This window comes from Shewanella woodyi ATCC 51908 (assembly GCF_000019525.1).
Lineage (GTDB): Bacteria > Pseudomonadota > Gammaproteobacteria > Enterobacterales > Shewanellaceae > Shewanella > Shewanella woodyi.
This window is the reverse complement of the sequence record NC_010506.1, coordinates 543053-562208: the sequence shown is the minus strand read 5'-3', so window position 1 is coordinate 562208 and position 19156 is coordinate 543053. Positions and strand designations below refer to the sequence as shown.

Here is a 19156-nt window from a genome sequence, read left to right as displayed (position 1 = left end):
TACTCAATATGAAGGAGAAGAAAACCGGGTGTTTTCTTACGAATTCCAAAGGGGCGTGGAGATTAGTGATATTGTGATTTTTAAGCAAGCTTTTTAGATTAAAGATCGATCATAATTCCCTCATTCTTTCCCAAATACACCTCCCTGATGTAGGCCAGTAAACTCTGCATCGAATACAGTTAAAAATCGGCAGCTAACTACCCGCCCTTAAAACTGTGACGGCCATCATTTTTGGCTGTGACACATTGTCGCACTCACGCGCTTACCCTTTGTTAATAAGCTATAAATCTGCGAAAAAGAGCGCACATTTTAAGAACCGAGTCTGGCAATGAACCGGCACAAACAGATATTAACTTCGCTTTTCACCGCAAGTAGCTGCATCTTATCCCCCTTTAGCACCTTTGCTGACACTCAAGGCTGTGAGCAAGATAGTTGCGATGAGCATATTGTCGTGACTGGAGAGCTGATGCGTGAGCCCGCTAAGGTGTTTACCGACCCTAAGAAACCTAGATTGCCTCTGCCCGCCTATGATGGCGCAGGCTTTCTTAAAACCATTCCCGGTTTTAGCATTGGTCGCAAAGGCGGCGCGGGTGGCGACCCTTCTCTGAGGGGATTGGGCGGCTCGCGCCTAAGTATCGTCGATGATGGTCAACATGTTTACGGTACCTGCGGCGGACGTATGGATCCCCCTACTGCATACATCTATCCAGAAGCCTATGACAATATTACCGTGATCAAAGGACCGCAGACGGTGAAATATGGCCCAGTTGGCTCGGCAGGAACCGTGCTATTTGAGAAAGATCGTCACAGTTTTAGCGAACAAGATATGGAGGGGCGCGCCAGTATCACAGGGGGAAGCGCCGATAGAAGAGACTATCTAGTTGAGTTAAAAGCTGGTGATGAGAAGCACTACTTAGATCTCGATATTAATCAGTCGAGCAGCGACCATTATCAAGATGGTAGCGGCAACAGCGTTCAATCCAGCTATGACAGAAATAACTACAACCTAGCACTGGGATGGACCCCGACAGATAGCAGCGTTATCGAACTGGCTTACGGCCAGTCCAGCGGTGAAGCCGAATATGCCGACAGAGCCAATAAAGCCCGTGAGATCAGCAATGAAAACCTCACCCTTCTGGCCCAATTCGAATTTGACAGTGAGTTGATTAACGGCCTCGAATTTCAGGCATACACCAATGAGAACAACCATATTATGGATCAGTTCGACCAAGGGGTGAACTCTGGCAGCAATGTTCGCCGAAGCACTTATGGTGGCCATCTGTGGCTGGATCTCACCCTAGGTGACAACTGGCAAGCTACCGTGGGAGTTGACTATATGTCTAGCGCTCACGAGGGTCGCGCCATCACTGCCAATGTTGACTTTGGGCTCGATGACCTACTCTCAAAACCTTTTAACGATAATATGCGCTATGAAAATAGCGGCCTGTTTATCGAAGCAAGTGTTGATATGGGTAAAGGGACCTTGTTATCGGGCCTTAGATTCGACCATTGGCAAACCAAGCTTTTTGTTGCCCAGCAAGGCAAGCGCACCGACGAACTCTACAGCGGATTTTTACGTTACGAACTCCTAAGCGGCAATAGCCAGTATTACCTTGGTGCAGGCCACGCACAGAGGATCCCAGACTATTGGGAGATAATGAAATCCAGCTCAGCAAACAGTGCCGAAAAAGCCTTTGATCTAGAGCCAGAGAAAACGACTCAGATGGATATCGGCTGGATATACCAAGCAGATGTAGAGCTTTCAAGCTCGCTTTTTTACGGCCAAATAGATGACTACATTCTTATCGATGCCAATACTAAGAGCGCATCAGCATACAATATCGACGCCACGGTTTGGGGTGGTGAGTTCGGTATCAGTTACCCCTTTAGCGATAACTTATCGGCGCAAACGACTCTGAGCTATAGCCGAGGACAGAATGATAGCCAAGATGTTCCACTGGGGCAGATCCCACCATTAGAGGGGCGGCTCTCACTGGATTACCAAGATGGTAACTGGACCGCGGGACTGCTGTGGCGTGTGGTCGCCGCTCAAGACAGAGTGAGTATCGGACAGGGCAATATCTCAGGGCAAGACTTAGGGGAGAGCAGTGGTTTTGGCACCTTGGCGGTTAACGGCACTTGGAAACATGGCGATGCCATCTTGGTTAGCCTAGGTATTGAGAACCTTTTCGATATCACCTACGCAGAGCATATCAGCCGCTCTGGTGCAGGTAATGATGTACCGGGCAGCGAGCCTATGTTTCAGGTTCATGAACCAGGCCGTACCGCTTGGGTAAAACTTGATTACACTTTTTAAGCTAACATACTGCAGGATACGGGCAGCGAATCTATGTAATCAAAGCCACATGAACCAGGCCGTACCGCTTGGGTAAAGTTAGATTACACTTTTTAAGCTAACATACTGCCAGATACAGGCAGCGAATCTATGTAATCAAAGCCACATGAGCCAGGCCGTACCGCTTGGGTAAAACTTGATTACACTTTTTAACGCCTACTTAAATCAACTCGCTGCTTAACATGGCAGCGAGTCTAAACTCTAAAGAAAACCTGCTTGGATAGAGCACAATCTCTTTTTACCACTTTCATCATCCCTTCTCTAAAGAAACCACCAACATATTGTTTTATAAAGATTTCCCCATAGGTAAAATTGGGTAAATTTCAAACTCCCCCTCTTTTTTCCCTTGTATTTTAAAGAGAAATTCCTCAGCACTGATATCGTCAAATATGCCAACAAATCCTAGGAAAAGCGTCAAAAAAGGCGAACCAATGGACGGCTTAACAAGAATAAATTTACGCTCAATGAGGAGTTGAAGATGAATGTTTTAACAAGATTAAGTATTTTACTTATCATGATAACGGGACTGGGGGCGTGTGGAGGCAGCGATAAAAGCACCACGCCAGAACCAGAGAAGCCCAATCCAGTCATTGAACCCAAAACAGAATTAAAAGGGATCCCCGATTCATTTCAGGTAAAAGCCTGTATAGATGAAGATGCAGATTTTACCTGCGATGCAACCCCAGTGGCGATCACCGAAGTTTACAAAGGGATCGACATTGATAAGCTCGCGCCAGACGCACGAGTATTAATTGAGCTAGCGCCACCTGAAGCAACAGGCATAGGGAGTTTTATCGCTTTCGAGGGTAAACGGTTTATGTCGTTCCCAGTAGGAGAAGAGGAAGCATCACCATTCAACCTACTGGCTCTTGGTGTCGTGCAATATGCACAAGAGCTAGGAGAGGATTGGTGCTGTGGTCACGCAATCCCATTAAACCTAAAGGAAGCTAAAAGTTATTTAGCGCAAAACTTTAAGCTTGATGGCAGTGGTCAGCAAAATGAAGCCATATTGCAAGCATTCAACTCAAACCTTGAGCAGTTAGGTGGCAACGGCTTATCGTTAAAACAAGCCTATGATGCTGACATTAAAGCGATGGCCGAGTCATTAGTGGATCTCACCCTTCATTCTCAAAGTATCTGTGACCGAGTACCTGAGTATTGCGAAGGCAACCCAGATGACCCATATCCGCCAATCGATTTATCAAACATAGTGCCCTGTATTACCGCCTATGATGGTGGCTCTTGTGTTGCACAAATACCTAAACTCCAAGTTGAATCAACAGTAACCGATGAGATGTTTCGCTTGACCCAAAAAGAAGCCGGTAACATCGCTTACAACATCAGGAGCCGTGAAAAAGAACCGCTTCCCTTTGAAAAAGCGTTTGAGCAATTAACATGTAAAGATGACGAAGAAAAACAGGTCTTTATGTATGGTGTAGGGGATAATTTCGCTACAACGAACATAGAAAATACATCCCCATCTGCTGCATTGACCGCTTGGTTAGGAACTGTACCCAATAACCTAGTTCATCCCTATGATTTTGATGCCAGCATATCCCCTGCGAACCCCAATATATTTGCAGACACCTTAAGTAATTTACCCAGTGACCTCACCAATGGTCTGTTGGTTATGGGGCTAAAAGAGCGTGGTTTTACGCTTTCAGATACCCCTAATTACTTCGATATTTTCGCCATTGGTGATGCAACAAACATAAGCTCAAACGCCAATGTCAGCGGGACAGTGAGTGATATCAGAAGCAGTTGGCAGTCTGTCTCACCCAATGTATATTTTGAAAACTTACAAAACATACAGAACCAAGCGGGGACCCAGTCGCTTCTCGATAAACTACACGCAGGGCAAACCGATCTGGATCTGGTGATGATGCCAACCACCAATGTTGATTTTGTTGCCGTCGCTGCCTGCCGTGTAAAAGCGCCACAAAAACCGATAGAAACACCAGTCAAAGAGGTGATCTCTGTTCTAACAGAGAAGTTTACTTGTAATGCAGAACAAGGCGAGACTTACTACGAAATAGTAGGCGGTGAGCCTGATGATTTCACACCAGGTTCTGATCAAAATACCCCAAGTACCGCTTTGTCATCACTCACTGGCACGCTTGTTACCTACGATCAAATTGAGGCAAAAGACAGCACTTTTATTGACACGTTAGCTTTACCTAGTGGCAGCAGTATCACTAAAGCCCAGTTTATGATCAATGCACGAGCAACCAGCCCAAGTGCCGCCAACGATAAAGTGTTTTTGGCCAATACACCGCTAAATAATATGGTCACAGGGTTTACAACAACCGCACCGGGAGCATTAGTGACTCAATGGCCTAATGGCACGCTAAACGGCGGCGCGGCGTATATTATTGATGGTCTATTTAATATTCCCAGCCTACCGACAACACCTAACCTACTTACCATTCTAAACTCTGCCAACGCAAGTGGATCAGGACTTGATATTTTGGTCTCTGAAAATACAGAGGTCGATACCACGTTACTTCAGCTATGTATCAATACAGGGGATCAACCTTGTGTAGATACCGATGGTGATGGCTATTGTGACGAAGAGGAGAAAGATGCTGGTAGCGATCCTACCAATCCAGACTCGACTCCTATCGATTTAGATGGTGACGGCGCTCTCAATGATGATGATTGTGATCCAAACGACCCCACGGTAACTGACCAGTGTAATGAAGTCATTTACACTGACGTATTACCAGAGAGCTGCAGTGAGTATGTGACGGTAGATCTCAGCCTTGCGAACTCTTGGGCAAACAGTGCGGGGAACCCTCCTGTTGTGAATAATGTGTTTGATGGTACTCAGTACCAAGGCATTGTCTGGGATGGTGCTTTGTCATGGTTTGATTTTGGTAGCGCATCAAACGTCACCCACAAGTTAAATCAAGACTTTTGCTCATGTGGTGGCGGCAAGGTCGTTATCGATGAGTTTAAGTCAGACAATATGGGTTACATCGACTTAAACAACCTCACCAATCAAACAGCTAACCGAATCGTTTCTCGTACCCAGTATAGCCAGTCAACAATGGCATCTTGGGGCCCAAGTGAAAGTGGCAGTAACACTTTTTCAGGTACCGGTAATGGCGTTGACTTTAATCTTGAACTTGGCGTTCAAAATGTCTCAGGCCCAAGTGGTGGAGCGGTTAAAGGGAGACTTGAATTTATAGGTCATTTAGGTGCTTGTACGACACAGGATGTGGTCGACAACTCTGGTGGAACAGGCACTGTTGGCGGCGTTGGACCCGCTATTAATGTTGGATCGATAGCAGTAACCCATGAGCTTCTGTCAAACCTCCCTGTGATCCAAGAAACAACGGCGCCCTTTATCAAGCTAGACGATAATGGTAACCCACTTGCAGAGCAGACACTTCCATGGAGCGATACAGGTAGTGAAAGTGAGGGCACCCAGTGGTCATGTGTTAAAGATGTCGCCACCAACCTTATCTGGGAAGTGAAACGCAACAGCAACGGTATAAAGAAAGAGAGCTTGCATGACGCCGATGATGTTTATGCTTGGTTTGATCCTGACCCGACAACCAATGGTGGCTTCTCAGGTGCAAACACTTCAGGCAATTTTTGCTTCGGTTTTGATGCAAATGACAGTAGCACATTCTGCAATTCGCAACGCTTTGAGGATAGTGTCAATAACGCTGATTTCTGTGGTTCGGCCGATGGTTGGCGACTCCCCACAATTGAGGAGTTAGAAGGCTTAGTAGACACCAATTACGCCACGCCAATGATCAATGGTGCTTACTTCCCTAATACCCCTCTACAGTCAGCTTTTTGGTCAAGTACCACCAACCCTAATGACTCAAATAAAGCAGAGCATCTGTTTTTCTATAATGGGCAAAGTTACAACAGTACTTCGAAAACATACACTGCAGCATCGGTTCGCTTGGTTAGAGATCAGTAGTAATACCAATCGTTATAAAATCTAAGTGAATGTTTAATATCTAAAAAGGTCTGATTAGTCGTTTTTACGCTAATCAGACCTTTTCAATAAAGACTTTTTAAAAGTGAATTGAAGCTAGCTGTATTGCTTCAATACCATCTCAACCACTGTTTTCTTTATCGCTACCACCTCCTCATCAGAGGGAAATGCAGCCCCTTGCAGCAACTGAGGCCAAAAACAGAAGGCCTTAATCACCCCAACAAATTGCGTCACTATGATCTCATGGCTTTGACCCTTAAGCGCTCCAGCTTCTAAAGCAGCTTGAAACCATGTGTTTAGCGGTGTTTCCTGCTTATTAAACTCATCCATTGCACCTTGGATCAACTCTGGAGAGTGCACAGCTTCAGCGATAATCACCCTAGCCATATCCATAAATGCCTGAGACTTTAACTGCTCAACCTCTATATCCACTAGTTTTTCTAGCTGAACCTCAAGAGCAATATCATCTGAGAAAGTAAAATACTCAAATGCACACAAGAGTGCCATCATCTCCAAAATGATTGCACTAAACAGTGCTTCTTTACTTGAAAAGTGGTTATAAACCGTACGCTTAGACACTTCAGCACGTTTGGCCACATCATCCATACTGGTCGCTTTAAACCCTTTAGTCTGAAACTCAGACATGGCAGCACCTATGATGGCACGACGTTTTAGCTCAGAACGTGATATTTTTTTATCCATTATTTCAGTCTCTTACTTTTCAAAACAACAATAGCACATCAATATTTTACACTGACCAGTTTACTTTTACACAACTTTAAGTAAACTACACCGTATAGTTTACTTTGTTTAACTAAATAGATGGACAGATAATGAAACCACTCATTGCTATCACCCTAACGTTAATTTTCGGAGGCGCCATGCTAACCATGACCACATCTTCAATTGAGCCAAGTATTAATAACGCAAAAGGTACACACCACAGTGACAAGGGGGGTTACATCAACACAGCAGCAGATTTCACTGAAGAGACGGCAATTTTGCCGCTGTTAATGCGTTACGCCACAGAGAAGCGAGTCGATGCTGAACCAGAGCAGATGCAGCCAATTATCGAGCTCACCAGTAAACAGTTAATGGAGCTACCCAGCGACCAAGATATGGTGATCCGTCTGGGCCACTCGAGTATTTTTATGCAACTTGATGGCAAGAAGTGGCTTATCGATCCAGTATTTAGTGAGCGCGCCTCTCCCTTTAGCTTTATTGGCCCTAAGCGTTTTCACCCAACGCCTATCTCACTTAAGGATCTGCCAGAGATAGATGGCGTACTGATCAGCCACGATCACTATGATCATTTAGATAAGGCGACCATTAAGCACTTAGCCTCTACATCAACTCAATTTATCGTGCCTTTGGGAGTCGATAAGCACCTATTGAGATGGGGCGTAGCGGCAAACAAGGTTCAGTCTCTGGATTGGTGGGAGTCCTTTAATCTGGGCAGCACTAAGATCACAGCGATGCCAACTCAACACTTTTCCGGTCGTGGCATATTCGATAAGAATGAGACACTGTGGGCTTCATACGTGATTGAATCACAGCAGAACAAGATCTATTTTAGTGGCGACTCAGGCTACTTTGCAGGCTTTAAGGAGATTGGCGATCGTTTTGGCCCCTTCACTTTGACCATGGTCGAAACTGGCGCCTACGATGCCGATTGGCCAACGATACATATGACGCCGGAGCAGAGCCTTCAAGCCCATATCGATCTAAGGGGAGAGACCATGATGCCTATCCATAATGGCACCTTCGACCTCGCCTTTCACTCTTGGTATGAACCATTAGAGCGCATCGTTAAGCTCGCTAATGACACGGATGTAAAGCTGGCAACACCTATGATGGGGCAAGGCTTAACGCTGAAAAACAATCAGCTTAACACGAGCCAACTAAGCACTACAGAGTATTGGTGGAGAACAGAGACCCAAAGAGAGATGGCACTGGCGTTGTAAAACATTAATATTGATACAATTATATGCTATTACAGTGTTTTCCCTGAAGTATTAAAACTAGTAAACTCAGAGCCATAGAACATATCTCTATGGCTCCTTTTGATAACAAATAAGGGAGTAATGCCACTCAGCTTTAGGGACAAACCTTAGTGAAACGAATACATATTGAGCTCATCTTCATCATCACACTCGTTGTGGCAATAACATCGTATTTTTTATGGCCTAGCCCCCAGATAGCTCCAACTCATATTGAGCATGTTAATACTGAAGCTAACCTCAACACAGCTAATATAACTGAGACAGTAATACTAAATTACTCCAACAAACCCGTATTCAGTTATCAGAAGTGCAAACAGCTCATCAAAAATAACTATGTTAAAAGTAATGATTTTGGGCGCAAACAAAATTGGAGTAAATATTTAGATGAGGGATATTCGGTTGATGAGATCACATCGGCAATCGACCACTTCTCAAACTCTAATTTCGCTGCAAGTTGGCGTGCAGAACAGTTAAAGAAACAATCAACTCTGAACCTAAATATTTTAAAAATAAATGAATTGCTAAAAGTTGAAATTCCTGACTTACCTGAAGATTTTAGCTTTACAGTTGCTGTCCCCAACCCCGCATTAGAAAACATTACCAATCTAACCGAAAAAGCGGCATTACAGCTTATAAAAACCACTGAACTGAGCATTGATGATGTCGCTTGGTTAATCGAACAAGAAGAGGTATCTCAACACATCTTAACTGAAGCCATAAATAGATTAGATGATATTAACCAACTACTTGGCTATGAAACAATTAGTGATGAGCAACTGCTATTGATTGATGTAGCTGCTTTTGAAGGACGCAACAATATCGTCAATCAGCTATTACAACGGCACAGTAATATATCTAACGATCCTTACCTTGGTTCAACTATGGAACATGCTTTAGCCAAACTAACCTACGTACTAGGAAAGAACATTGAGAGTGATGCTGTTATTCGTCAGGTCAATATTATTGAACAACTACAAAGCCTCAATGCACCCGCCTTTTTCGAAACCCAAACAGATCAACTAGTATCAGGGGGCTACCCAAGAAATTATTATAAGTTTACAGAGGAACAACTCGCTTCATTATCGGCTCACTATCAGCTAGATCTCACTCAAGTACAAACTAGAGAAAAACTAGCTTTCGATCCTGATGCAAAACTGATTGTTAAGCTCAGCCAGGAGCGAGCTCTATTACTTGAGAAAGAGGTTACACAAGAACAATTACATACCTGTAAGGCTAAAGTCTCGGCAGTTGATAAAAGATGGCAACCAAAAAACCTCAGTCACTACACAGTTCAACTCAAGAATGAGAATAGGGAAGTTAATGCTGCTAATCTTAACAGTATCGATCCGGTATTAGCAGATTGCTTTATGGCAACTCAAACATCTTATCTTCGATATTCCCGCCCAAAAAATAAAGAGCTAGAGTCCGAGGTCTTTGCTCTACACCTTCGTAAGAATAATATTCTCGAGGCGATAAAAGCCATTGAATCGGCTAACTTAACAGAAGAGCAATTACGATGGTTTTTCTACCAAATTATCCCATGGGATACAGCGTATTATCAGCCTCTTCAGAGCAGTCAACTTAAACAGGAACAGATAGATTTCAATCTCTTAATGATGTTTGGTCGTAGCAATTCAGCATACTTCGAAGAGTTACGCATCAATGGAATTGACATAACAGGAATGGATCACACAGGAAAAAGCCTTATTTATCTTAGTGTAGAAAAGCGAAACCTAGAACTACTTAGCTATCTAGTCAGTCAAAGAGCTGACTATCACCTTAACCCTATTGGCATAGACCCTTTGTACCTAATAATTGATTCAAGCTATCACTTCAACCCCAATACAGTATTGGATTACCTAGAGTCATTGATGCAACTATCGCCACCAGTACACAGCTACCATAAAAGAGCATTAGCATTGCTACGACTTAAATATCCTGAGCTTTATCAACAAATCTCAGCACGCTTTGAAGAGTTAACGATAACAGAGGACACTCCCTTACCTCAGGCAAGCTGTTATGGTAACAACCTTAACTCTAGGTAAGCTAAACAGATAAAAAATGCCAGTAAGTTTAACTTACTGGCATTTGAAGTGTCGCTTACTTGGACAAGATAAGTGTTACTTCAACACATCTTCCAATGCTTTAAGGCACAATGCGACATTTTCGCGGCGGGCACCGAAGCCCATCAGGCCGATACGCCAAGCTTTGCCAGCAAGGGCACCGAGGCCTGCGCCTATCTCAAGGTTATAGTTTTGCAGCAGTTGATTACGTACTGCGGCGTCATCGACGCCTTCAGGAATATATACCGCATTAAGCTGTGGCAGGCGTGAAGTCTCATCAACCACAAACTTGAGCCCTAGCCCCTCTAGACCTTGGCGCAGTACTTGATGCATATCGGCGTGGCGCTGCCATGCCGACTCTAACCCTTCATTGGCCAGTAGACGCAGAGATTCATGGAGTGCGTAAAGTGCGTTTACAGGAGCCGTATGATGGTAGCTACGCTTACCACCAGCTGCCGCATTGCCGCTCCAATATCCCATCACTAAGGTTTGGTCCAGAAACCAACTCTGAACTGGAGTTTTACGTGCTTTAATCTTCTCAACCGCAGCAGGTGAAAACGATACGGGCGATAAGCCAGGTACACAGGAAAGACATTTCTGACTACCCGCGTAGATGGCATCAATTCCCCATTCATCGACTCGCAACTCGACGCCGCCGACTGATGTCACTGCATCAACAATCGACAAACAACCATGTTGTTTGGCAAGTGCACATAAACTCTTTGCATCTGAAAGCGCTCCCGTTGAGGTCTCTGCATGGACAAAGGCGAGGAACTTGGCATCTGGATTAGCCTTGAGTGTAGCTTCAACATCGCTTACCGATACAGGCTCGCCCCACTCATTATCGACCATCACAGCTGTCGCACCGACGCGCTCAACGTTCTGACGCATACGCTCGCCAAATACACCATTACGGCAGACAATCACTTTTTCGCCCGCTTCAACTAAGTTAACAAAGCAAGTTTCCATGCCCGCAGAGCCTGGGGCAGAGACGGCTAAGGTCATCTCATTTTTAGTCTGAAAGGCATATTGAATTAGGGATTTAAGCTCATCCATCATTGCAACAAACAGTGGATCCAGATGACCTATGGTAGGCCGCGCTTGGGCAGCAAGCACCTCTGGATACACATCTGAAGGACCAGGGCCCATCAAGGTTCTACGTGGGGGATTAAATGCGTCGATTTTCGGTGCTACTAACATCTTACTTCCTCAATAAAGCCTTCTCTTACAGAAAAAGGGTTAACTATCTGATAAGTAAACGAGACTAAAGACTCGATACCATTCCCTACGTATTAAATTGCTACTGCTAGCGACTCATTATGGTTTTTATCGCAGTGCCTTTAGGCATCTTATTAATTCTCAATATTGACCACAACTGGACTTAAGACTAACTAAGCCTTCGACGGTCGATTTTTCAAACTAGCGTTTGAAATTTAAGATAACATAAAAAAGGACGCGATTGCGTCCCTTACTACTAACTTTTCTAATCCCTGTTATCGAGGAAGAGTTTATAGGCGGGACTCTGGGTCTCCTCCTGATAAACAAACCCGAGCTCAGTTAGAAACTGTTGGAACGCTAAACTGTCAGACTCTGGTACTTCAAAGCCCGCGAGCACTCGGCCATAGGCTGCGCCATGATTTCGATAGTGGAACAGACTAATATTCCACTTGCTTTGCAGGGTAGTCAAAAACTTAAACAGGGCGCCGGGGTGCTCAGGAAACTCGAAGCTAAACAGACGCTCCTCTAACGCTTCTGGTGGGTGTCCGCCCACCATGTAGCGCACATGCAGTTTGGCTGTTTCATCATGGGAGAGGTCTTGTACCTCAAAGCCATCACTCTCAAGTCGAGCGACGATCTCATCGAGCTCCTCTTGGCCTTGAGAAAGGCGGATCCCAGCAAATACCACCGCTTTGTCTCGGCTACTAAAACGGTAGTTAAACTCTGTCATAACCCGCTTTTCGAGTAACTCGCAAAAACGCAGAAAGATACCAGGACGCTCAGGAACTTTAACCGCTAGAATCGCCTCCTTCTTCTCGCCCAATTCGCAGCGCTCAGACACATAACGTAGGCTATGGAAGTTAACGTTGGCGCCACTTAAAATCGCCGCCACCTTCTCACCTCTACCTTCACTGCCCATATATTTTTTCAGACCTGCTAACGCAAGAGCACCCGCAGGTTCAGCAATAGCGCGAGTATCCTCAAAAATATCTTTCACCGATGCACAGATCTCATCAGAGGTGACCGTCACGACACTGTCGACATACTCACGGGCTAACCTAAAGGGCTCAGCACCTATCTGCTTTACTGCCACACCGTCAGCAAACAGACCCACTTGCGCCAGTACCACTCGCTCATCAGCCTCAAGGGCGGCTTTTAAGCAGGCTGAATCTTCCGGCTCAACACCGATAATCTTCACCTGAGGCATCACCGCTTTATAATAAGCGGCAATACCCGCAATCAAGCCACCGCCACCAACAGGTACAAACACCACTTCAAGGTCGCGCTGCTGTTGCAGCATCTCTTGCGCAACCGTGCCTTGTCCTGCGATGACCGCCTCATCATCAAAGGGCGCCACATATACGCGCCCCTCTGTTTTAGCCAAGTTCTGTGCATAGGCATTAGCTTGATCAAACGCTTGCCCATGCAGCACCACTTCACCGCCAAGACGGCGCACCGCATCAACCTTGATATCTGGAGTCGTTTCCGGCATCACAATCACAGCGCTAATGCCACGAGCGGCCGCCGACATGGCGACCCCTTGAGCATGGTTCCCTGCCGAGGCGCAGACCACACCGCACTCGCACTCCTGTGCTGTCAGCTCTGACATCTTGTTATAAGCGCCGCGCAGCTTAAATGAGTGCACAGGTTGCATATCTTCACGCTTAAGAAATACCTGACAGCCTAGACGCGCCGAGAGCTTATTCAGGCTCGACAGCGGCGTCACTTTGGCAACGTCATACACTGAAGAGAGCAAGGTCTTCTGCAGATAATAGTGGGCTAAATCCAGTTTAGATTTTGAGGCTAATGCCAACATATCAATCCTCCAGCTTACTGACATCTCGAACCGCGCCTTTGTCGGCGCTGGTTGCCAGTAGCGCATACGCTTTAAGGGCCAATGAGACCTCTCTGATGCGATCAACTGGCTTCCACGCTTGCTTACCACGAGACTCCATGGCACTGCGGCGCGCAGCCAGCTCAACATCACTAATGGCTAACTTGATTGAACGTGCTGGAATATCTATCTCAATTCTATCGCCTGTCTCAACAAGACCTATGGTGCCACCCGCTGCCGCTTCTGGCGACACATGGCCGATAGAGAGTCCTGAGGTACCACCAGAGAAACGACCATCAGTGATAAGGGCACAAGCTTTACCTAAACCGCGAGACTTAAGGTAGCTGGTGGGATATAACATCTCCTGCATTCCTGGACCGCCTTTTGGCCCTTCGTAGCGGATAACCACTACATCACCAGCGACAACTTCACCACCGAGGATCCCAGCAACCGCATCATCTTGACTCTCATACACACGCGCCGAACCGATAAAGGTGTGGTTCTCCTCCTCGACACCAGCGGTCTTAACGATACAGCCATCGAGGGCGATATTACCGGAAAGCACCGCAAGGCCACCCTCTTGGCTAAAGGCGAACTCACGCTTACGAATACAGCCGCCTTCACGGTCATCATCGACACTGTCCCAGCGGCAATCTTGACTAAAGGCTTTAGTGGTAGGAATACCGGCAGGGCCTGCGGAGAAGAATTTACGCACGGCTTCATCTTGACTCTGGGCGATATCCCACTTAGCTAACACTTCTTTAAGGTTCTTGCCTGCAACGTGGTACGCGTCATTGTGAATTAACCCTGCTCTGTCTAACTCACCTAAAATCCCCATCACACCTCCGGCGCGATGGACGTCTTCCATATGGTACTTAGGCGTCGATGGAGCCACTTTACATAGGTGAGGCACCTTGCGAGAGAGTCTGTCTATATCATCCATGGTGAAATCGACTTTAGCTTCTTGAGCACCAGCAAGTAGGTGCAATACGGTATTGCTCGATCCACCCATGGCGATATCTAAGGTCATGGCATTTTCAAAGGCATTAAAGTTAGCGATATTGCGAGGCAGTGCCGACTCATCATCATGCTTATAGTAACGGGTTGCCAGATCCATAATGCGGCGGCCCGCTTCTAAAAATAGTTCACGGCGATCGGCGTGGGTCGCAAGCATTGAGCCATTGCCCGGCAGTGACAGACCTAAGGCTTCAGTTAAACAGTTCATTGAGTTAGCGGTAAACATGCCAGAACATGAACCACAGGTAGGACAAGCACTGCGCTCGATCTTCTCGCTATCCTCATCGGATACGCGTTCATCAGCCCCTGCCACCATGGCATCAACTAAATCTAGCTTGATGATATCCCCTGATAGCTTCGTTTTACCCGCTTCCATCGGACCACCAGAGACAAAAATTACTGGAATGTTGAGGCGCAGCGCGGCCATCATCATGCCGGGGGTTATCTTGTCGCAGTTAGAGATACAAACTAATGCATCGGCGCAGTGGGCATTGACCATATACTCAACACTGTCAGCAATCAGCTCACGAGAGGGCAAGCTATAGAGCATGCCGCCGTGGCCCATGGCGATACCATCATCGACAGCTATGGTGTTGAACTCTTTTGCGATACCGCCCGCTTCTTCGATGGCGCCAGCCACCAATGAGCCCATATCTTTTAGGTGAACATGGCCCGGCACAAATTGAGTGAAAGAGTTTGAAATCGCAATAATCGGCTTACCGAAATCACTGTCTTTAACTCCAGTTGCACGCCATAAAGCGCGGGCTCCAGCCATGTTACGACCTTGGGTACTGGTAGCTGAACGTAGTTTTGGCATTGCGATTGTCCTTTCTAATAAGGCTCGAGATGCTAGGTCCTAGATCCTAGGAAGAGCACACGATTTAACCTTCAATTTAATTTTTAAGCCCAAGAGTCATGACTCTCAGGTTTGCTTATTCTTTGTTTAGGCTAGGTTCTAGCTGGTTCTAGGCTAGGTTACTAGTTGGTTCTAGGTTCTAGGTTCTAGGTTCTAGGTTCTAGGTTCTAGGTTCTAGGTTCTAGGTTCTAGGTTCTAGGTTCTAGGTTCTAGGTTCTAGGTTCTAGCATCAAACTACCTAGCTGTGACCTTCAATTTTAATTCTATGTGCGTAAGATATCGATCTCAGCTTCTATGTTTCGTCTTAATTTTTCTGGCGTATGTAGGTCGGTATTTATGCCGACAAACCTTATAACAACCCCTTGATTGACGGGCTAAAGCCCGACCTACAAAACAAAAATTTCCCGGCATTCCGTCAGTGAGCCTGCGAACGTTCCGCTATCCGTCAGCGAAGCGTTCGTCTTTGTTTTATTCTTAGGTCCTATATGTTAAAACCTAGGGCCTGCTTTTATAGTACTTCCAACCAGCCCCATTTATCTTCGGTAGAGCCATCAAATAGGCCGAAGAAGCTCTGCTGGATCTGCTTGGTAATGGCGCCTCGCTTACCTTCACCGACTTCGATGCGATCGACACTGCGCACAGGGACGATTTCAGCGGCGGTGCCTGTCATAAATATCTCATCAGCAAGATAGAGAAACTCACGGGACATCGCCTCTTCCACCACTTCATAACCTAAGTCACGGGCAAGCACCATAATTGAGTCTCGAGTCAGGCCCATTAAAATAGCAGCTGTGGCAGGTGGTGTGTAAATTTTCCCTTTCTTTACAACAAATAAGTTCGCACCAGCGCCTTCACTGACGAGACCATTAACATCGAGTGCGATCCCCTCATCGAAACCATTACGCTTAGCTTCGGTGGAGATCTGAATTGAGGAGAGGTAGTTACCACCCGCTTTAGCGCCAGTTGGAATGGTATTGGGCGCTAAACGGTTCCACGAAGTAACGGCAACATCGACGCCCGCTTCCATGCTGTCCTCCCCTAAGTAGGCTCCCCATGGGAAAGCAGCCACCATCACATCGCACACAGCATCTTTTGGCGGCGTGATCCCCATTCCCACATCACCATAAAACGCCAGCGGGCGGATATAAGCACTTTTTAAATCGTTCTTCTTTACGATGTCTGTGCATGACTGCATCAGTTCATCGAAACTGTAAGGAATAGGCATGCGATAGATTTTGGCTGAGTCATATAAGCGCTCAACGTGAGGCGTTAGACGAAAACCCGCTGGGCCAAGATGAGTATCGTAGACACGGATCCCTTCGAAAACAGAGGAACCATAGTGCAAACCGTGGGACATCACATGCACCTTGGCATCTCCCCAAGGCATGATCTCACCATTAAACCATATATACTCAGCTCTCTTCGCGGTCATATCTTTTCCTCAATCTCTTATCTGTTACTGCAGGGGGATGACACTCTTTATTTAATTTCTATTTAAATTTGATCTTATTTGCTTTTAATAGCTAACTAACGAGCCTTTCAGGCACTCGATGTTCGCTTGCATTGCAGCTAAGTACATCGACAAGCTTATCCAACTGCTTGGTAAGCAGCTCAATGGCACGCTCACTCTCAACTGTCATATCTAAATCTGCGACTTTTTCGCTCTCAAGACTCATGTTCATCTTGGTGACTTTAAACCCACGATGGCGGACAACTCTCAACACCCGCTCTAACACCTCTGGACGCTGTTCTAAGGTTAAATTTACGGTATGTTTCATCTCTGTATCTCCATCATGCAGCTCTTAAATAGGGTCATATCTCGGCCTAACAACTTATTATGTCGACTTATCCATCTCTTCCATCATATCTCTGTTACACGCCCCTGGCGGTACGAGTGGCCAGACGTTATGGGCGTCATCAATCCGCACATGTAGCAGATAAGGTCCATCGCAATTGACTAAATGCTCCAGTGCCGCTTCCACTTCATCACTTGTGGTGATGGTTCGTCCGGGAATATCGAATGCCGATGCCATAGTGACAAAATCTGGATTATCGGAAAGATCGGTCTCGCTGTATCTCTCCTCAAAAAACAGCTGCTGCCACTGCTTCACCATGCCAAGCTTTTGATTATCGATAAGCAAGATTTTAACCGCCAGCTTGCGACGCTTGATGGTGGTCAGCTCCTGTACATTCATCATAAAGGAACCATCACCAGACACAGCGACAACAGTAGCATCGGGACGAGAGACTTTAGCGCCAATGGCCGCAGGTAAACCAAAACCCATGGTGCCTAAACCAGCGCTCGACAGATGATCTTCAGGTTTGCGAAACCACATATGCTGCGCTACCCACATCTGGTGCTGACCCACGTCACAACAGACAACACTGTCATCGGGAAGTTTATCTGCCAAACGATTCAACATGGCAGGGGCAAAGATAAGCTCACCAGGTCTGTCGTAGTTCCATTGATGTTCCACTTTTAAACTGGCGATCTCCTCTTGCCATGGTGTTATATCAAGGGGAGTGGCAAGAGCTGGCAGGATCTGGCGCAGATCGCCATCGATGGCCACCTCAGGTAATCGAAGTTTTCCCAGCTCTGCAGCATCGATATCAAGATGGATCACCTTGGCATGCTCTGCAAAGGTAGCTAAGCGTCCAGTCACTCGGTCATCAAACCTTGCACCGACCACGATCAGGAGATCACACTCCTGTACAGCAATATTCGCCGCCTTTGAACCGTGCATTCCCAACATCCCTAGATAGCCAGGAGTGTCATGGGCAATGGAGCCTAATCCCTTTAATGTTGCAACGGAGGGGACACCTGTGACTCTTATGAATTTTCGCAATGGTTCTACGGCACTTGCCATGCCGACACCACCACCGACATAGAGCATCGGCTTCTTAGCTTGAGTCAGCAGGGTGACAGCATCATCTAGCTTAGCGGTATCTAGCTCGGGCTCCTCAACACGGTCTTGAAGCGGTGTCTTATATTCCAGCATACCTATCTGGATATCTTTAGGGATATCGACCAATACAGGGCCTGGGCGACCAGAAGCTGCTATCTCAAACGCCTTGTAAAGCGTTGGTACTAGCTCGTCCATCTCGGTGACCATAAAGCTGTGCTTAGTACAAGACAGTGACATACCTAAGACATCGATCTCTTGAAAAGCGTCGGTGCCGATAACCGCAGTGGAGACTTGGCCTGTGATAGCAACAACGGGGACGGAATCGAGTAGTGCATCGGCTAGAGAGGTAACTAAATTGGTGGCTCCAGGGCCTGAAGTGGCAAAGCAAACTCCCGTTTTACCACTGGCTCTGGCATAGCCTAGAGCTGCAAAAGCGGCGCCTTGCTCATGGCGGCTGAGCAGATGTTCAACGGGGGCACCATAGAGTGCATCATAGATCGGCATAATTGCCCCGCCTGGGTAACCGAAGATATTGGTCACACCATGAGCGGTTAATACTTTGATCACGGCATCGGCACCGCGCATCATCTGACCCTGTTTATTCTGCCCTTGTTCCATCTGCATCTCTCACTATTTTCTGAACCCATCTCACTAAGTTCTATATTTGTAGGGTAAAGCTTTATTTTCTGTAAGCCTTAAAACGAAAAACCCCCCGGTCCTTTCGGAGCGGGGGGTTGGTTGCAATCTTTTCCTAAATTAGGTTTGTCGATATGCCATGCCTTGCCCCCGCTGTGATTTAATAATCACGACGGTAATAATCTCAATAATGAGTAGGGCGGCTTGGTTAAACATAGTTGAGCAGTTTCCTAATTAGTTTGCTTAAATTCGATATCTTCTAACGAAGAGTTATTAATCAATAACACAAAGCCAATAAAAAACACAACAAAA

12 protein-coding genes are annotated in these 19156 nt (G+C 46.2%); 4 read left to right on the top strand and 8 right to left on the bottom strand.

What is annotated here, in order from left to right:
* Nucleotides 1-328 precede the first annotated feature (328 nt).
* Both SWOO_RS02330 and SWOO_RS02325 read left to right on the top strand, forming a co-directional pair.
* Nucleotides 329-2317 carry a TonB-dependent copper receptor gene (locus SWOO_RS02330; RefSeq protein WP_012323099.1) on the top strand — a complete coding sequence of 663 codons (1989 nt, stop codon included), beginning with the start codon at nt 329-331 and terminating at the stop codon, nt 2315-2317.
* Between the two features lie 517 nt (nt 2318-2834).
* Nucleotides 2835-6293, top strand: a complete 3459-nt coding sequence (locus SWOO_RS02325; protein WP_012323098.1) for an Lcl domain-containing protein — start codon at nt 2835-2837, stop codon at nt 6291-6293.
* Nucleotides 6294-6407: 114 nt separating this feature from the next.
* On the opposite strand, the gene SWOO_RS02320 is transcribed toward SWOO_RS02325, so the two are convergent.
* A complete protein-coding gene (locus SWOO_RS02320) occupies nt 6408-7013 on the bottom strand; it encodes a TetR/AcrR family transcriptional regulator (RefSeq protein ID WP_012323097.1) in 606 nt (201 codons plus the stop codon).
* A 131-nt stretch (nt 7014-7144) separates the two neighbouring features.
* On the opposite strand from SWOO_RS02320, the gene SWOO_RS02315 reads away from it, so the two are divergent.
* Nucleotides 7145-8275: an MBL fold metallo-hydrolase gene (locus SWOO_RS02315; protein WP_012323096.1), complete on the top strand. Its 1131-nt coding sequence runs from the start codon at nt 7145-7147 to the stop codon at nt 8273-8275.
* Between the two features lie 149 nt (nt 8276-8424).
* Nucleotides 8425-10359, top strand: coding sequence for a hypothetical protein (locus SWOO_RS02310; RefSeq protein ID WP_012323095.1), 1935 nt, complete (start codon nt 8425-8427; stop codon nt 10357-10359).
* A 75-nt stretch (nt 10360-10434) separates the two neighbouring features.
* Here SWOO_RS02310 and SWOO_RS02305 read toward each other — a convergent pair whose 3' ends face one another.
* From SWOO_RS02305 to SWOO_RS02275, 7 genes are all read right to left on the bottom strand, one after another.
* Entirely contained in the window at nt 10435-11577 is a 1143-nt protein-coding gene (locus SWOO_RS02305; RefSeq protein WP_012323094.1) for a pyridoxal-phosphate-dependent aminotransferase family protein, read from the bottom strand.
* Nucleotides 11578-11860: 283 nt separating this feature from the next.
* Complete coding sequence (ilvA, locus tag SWOO_RS02300; protein ID WP_012323093.1) at nt 11861-13411, bottom strand: threonine ammonia-lyase, biosynthetic; 1551 nt, start codon at nt 13409-13411, stop codon at nt 11861-11863.
* A 1-nt stretch (nt 13412) separates the two neighbouring features.
* Nucleotides 13413-15263 (bottom strand): dihydroxy-acid dehydratase, encoded by a 1851-nt coding sequence (gene ilvD / locus SWOO_RS02295; RefSeq protein ID WP_012323092.1) that lies wholly within the window; start codon nt 15261-15263, stop codon nt 13413-13415.
* A 547-nt stretch (nt 15264-15810) separates the two neighbouring features.
* On the bottom strand, nt 15811-16734 hold the full coding sequence (locus tag SWOO_RS02290; protein WP_012323091.1) for a branched-chain amino acid transaminase: 924 nt from the start codon (nt 16732-16734) through the stop codon (nt 15811-15813).
* 91 nt (nt 16735-16825) lie between these two features.
* A complete protein-coding gene (gene ilvM, locus SWOO_RS02285; protein ID WP_012323090.1) occupies nt 16826-17080 on the bottom strand; it encodes an acetolactate synthase 2 small subunit in 255 nt (84 codons plus the stop codon).
* A gap of 57 nt (nt 17081-17137) precedes the next feature.
* Nucleotides 17138-18793 carry an acetolactate synthase 2 catalytic subunit gene (ilvG, locus tag SWOO_RS02280; RefSeq protein ID WP_041417899.1) on the bottom strand — a complete coding sequence of 552 codons (1656 nt, stop codon included), beginning with the start codon at nt 18791-18793 and terminating at the stop codon, nt 17138-17140.
* A gap of 171 nt (nt 18794-18964) precedes the next feature.
* The gene (locus SWOO_RS02275) at nt 18965-19060 is read right to left on the bottom strand and encodes a hypothetical protein (RefSeq protein ID WP_041417466.1); all 96 of its coding nucleotides are present in this window, start codon (nt 19058-19060) and stop codon (nt 18965-18967) included.
* Nucleotides 19061-19156: the final 96 nt, after the last annotated feature.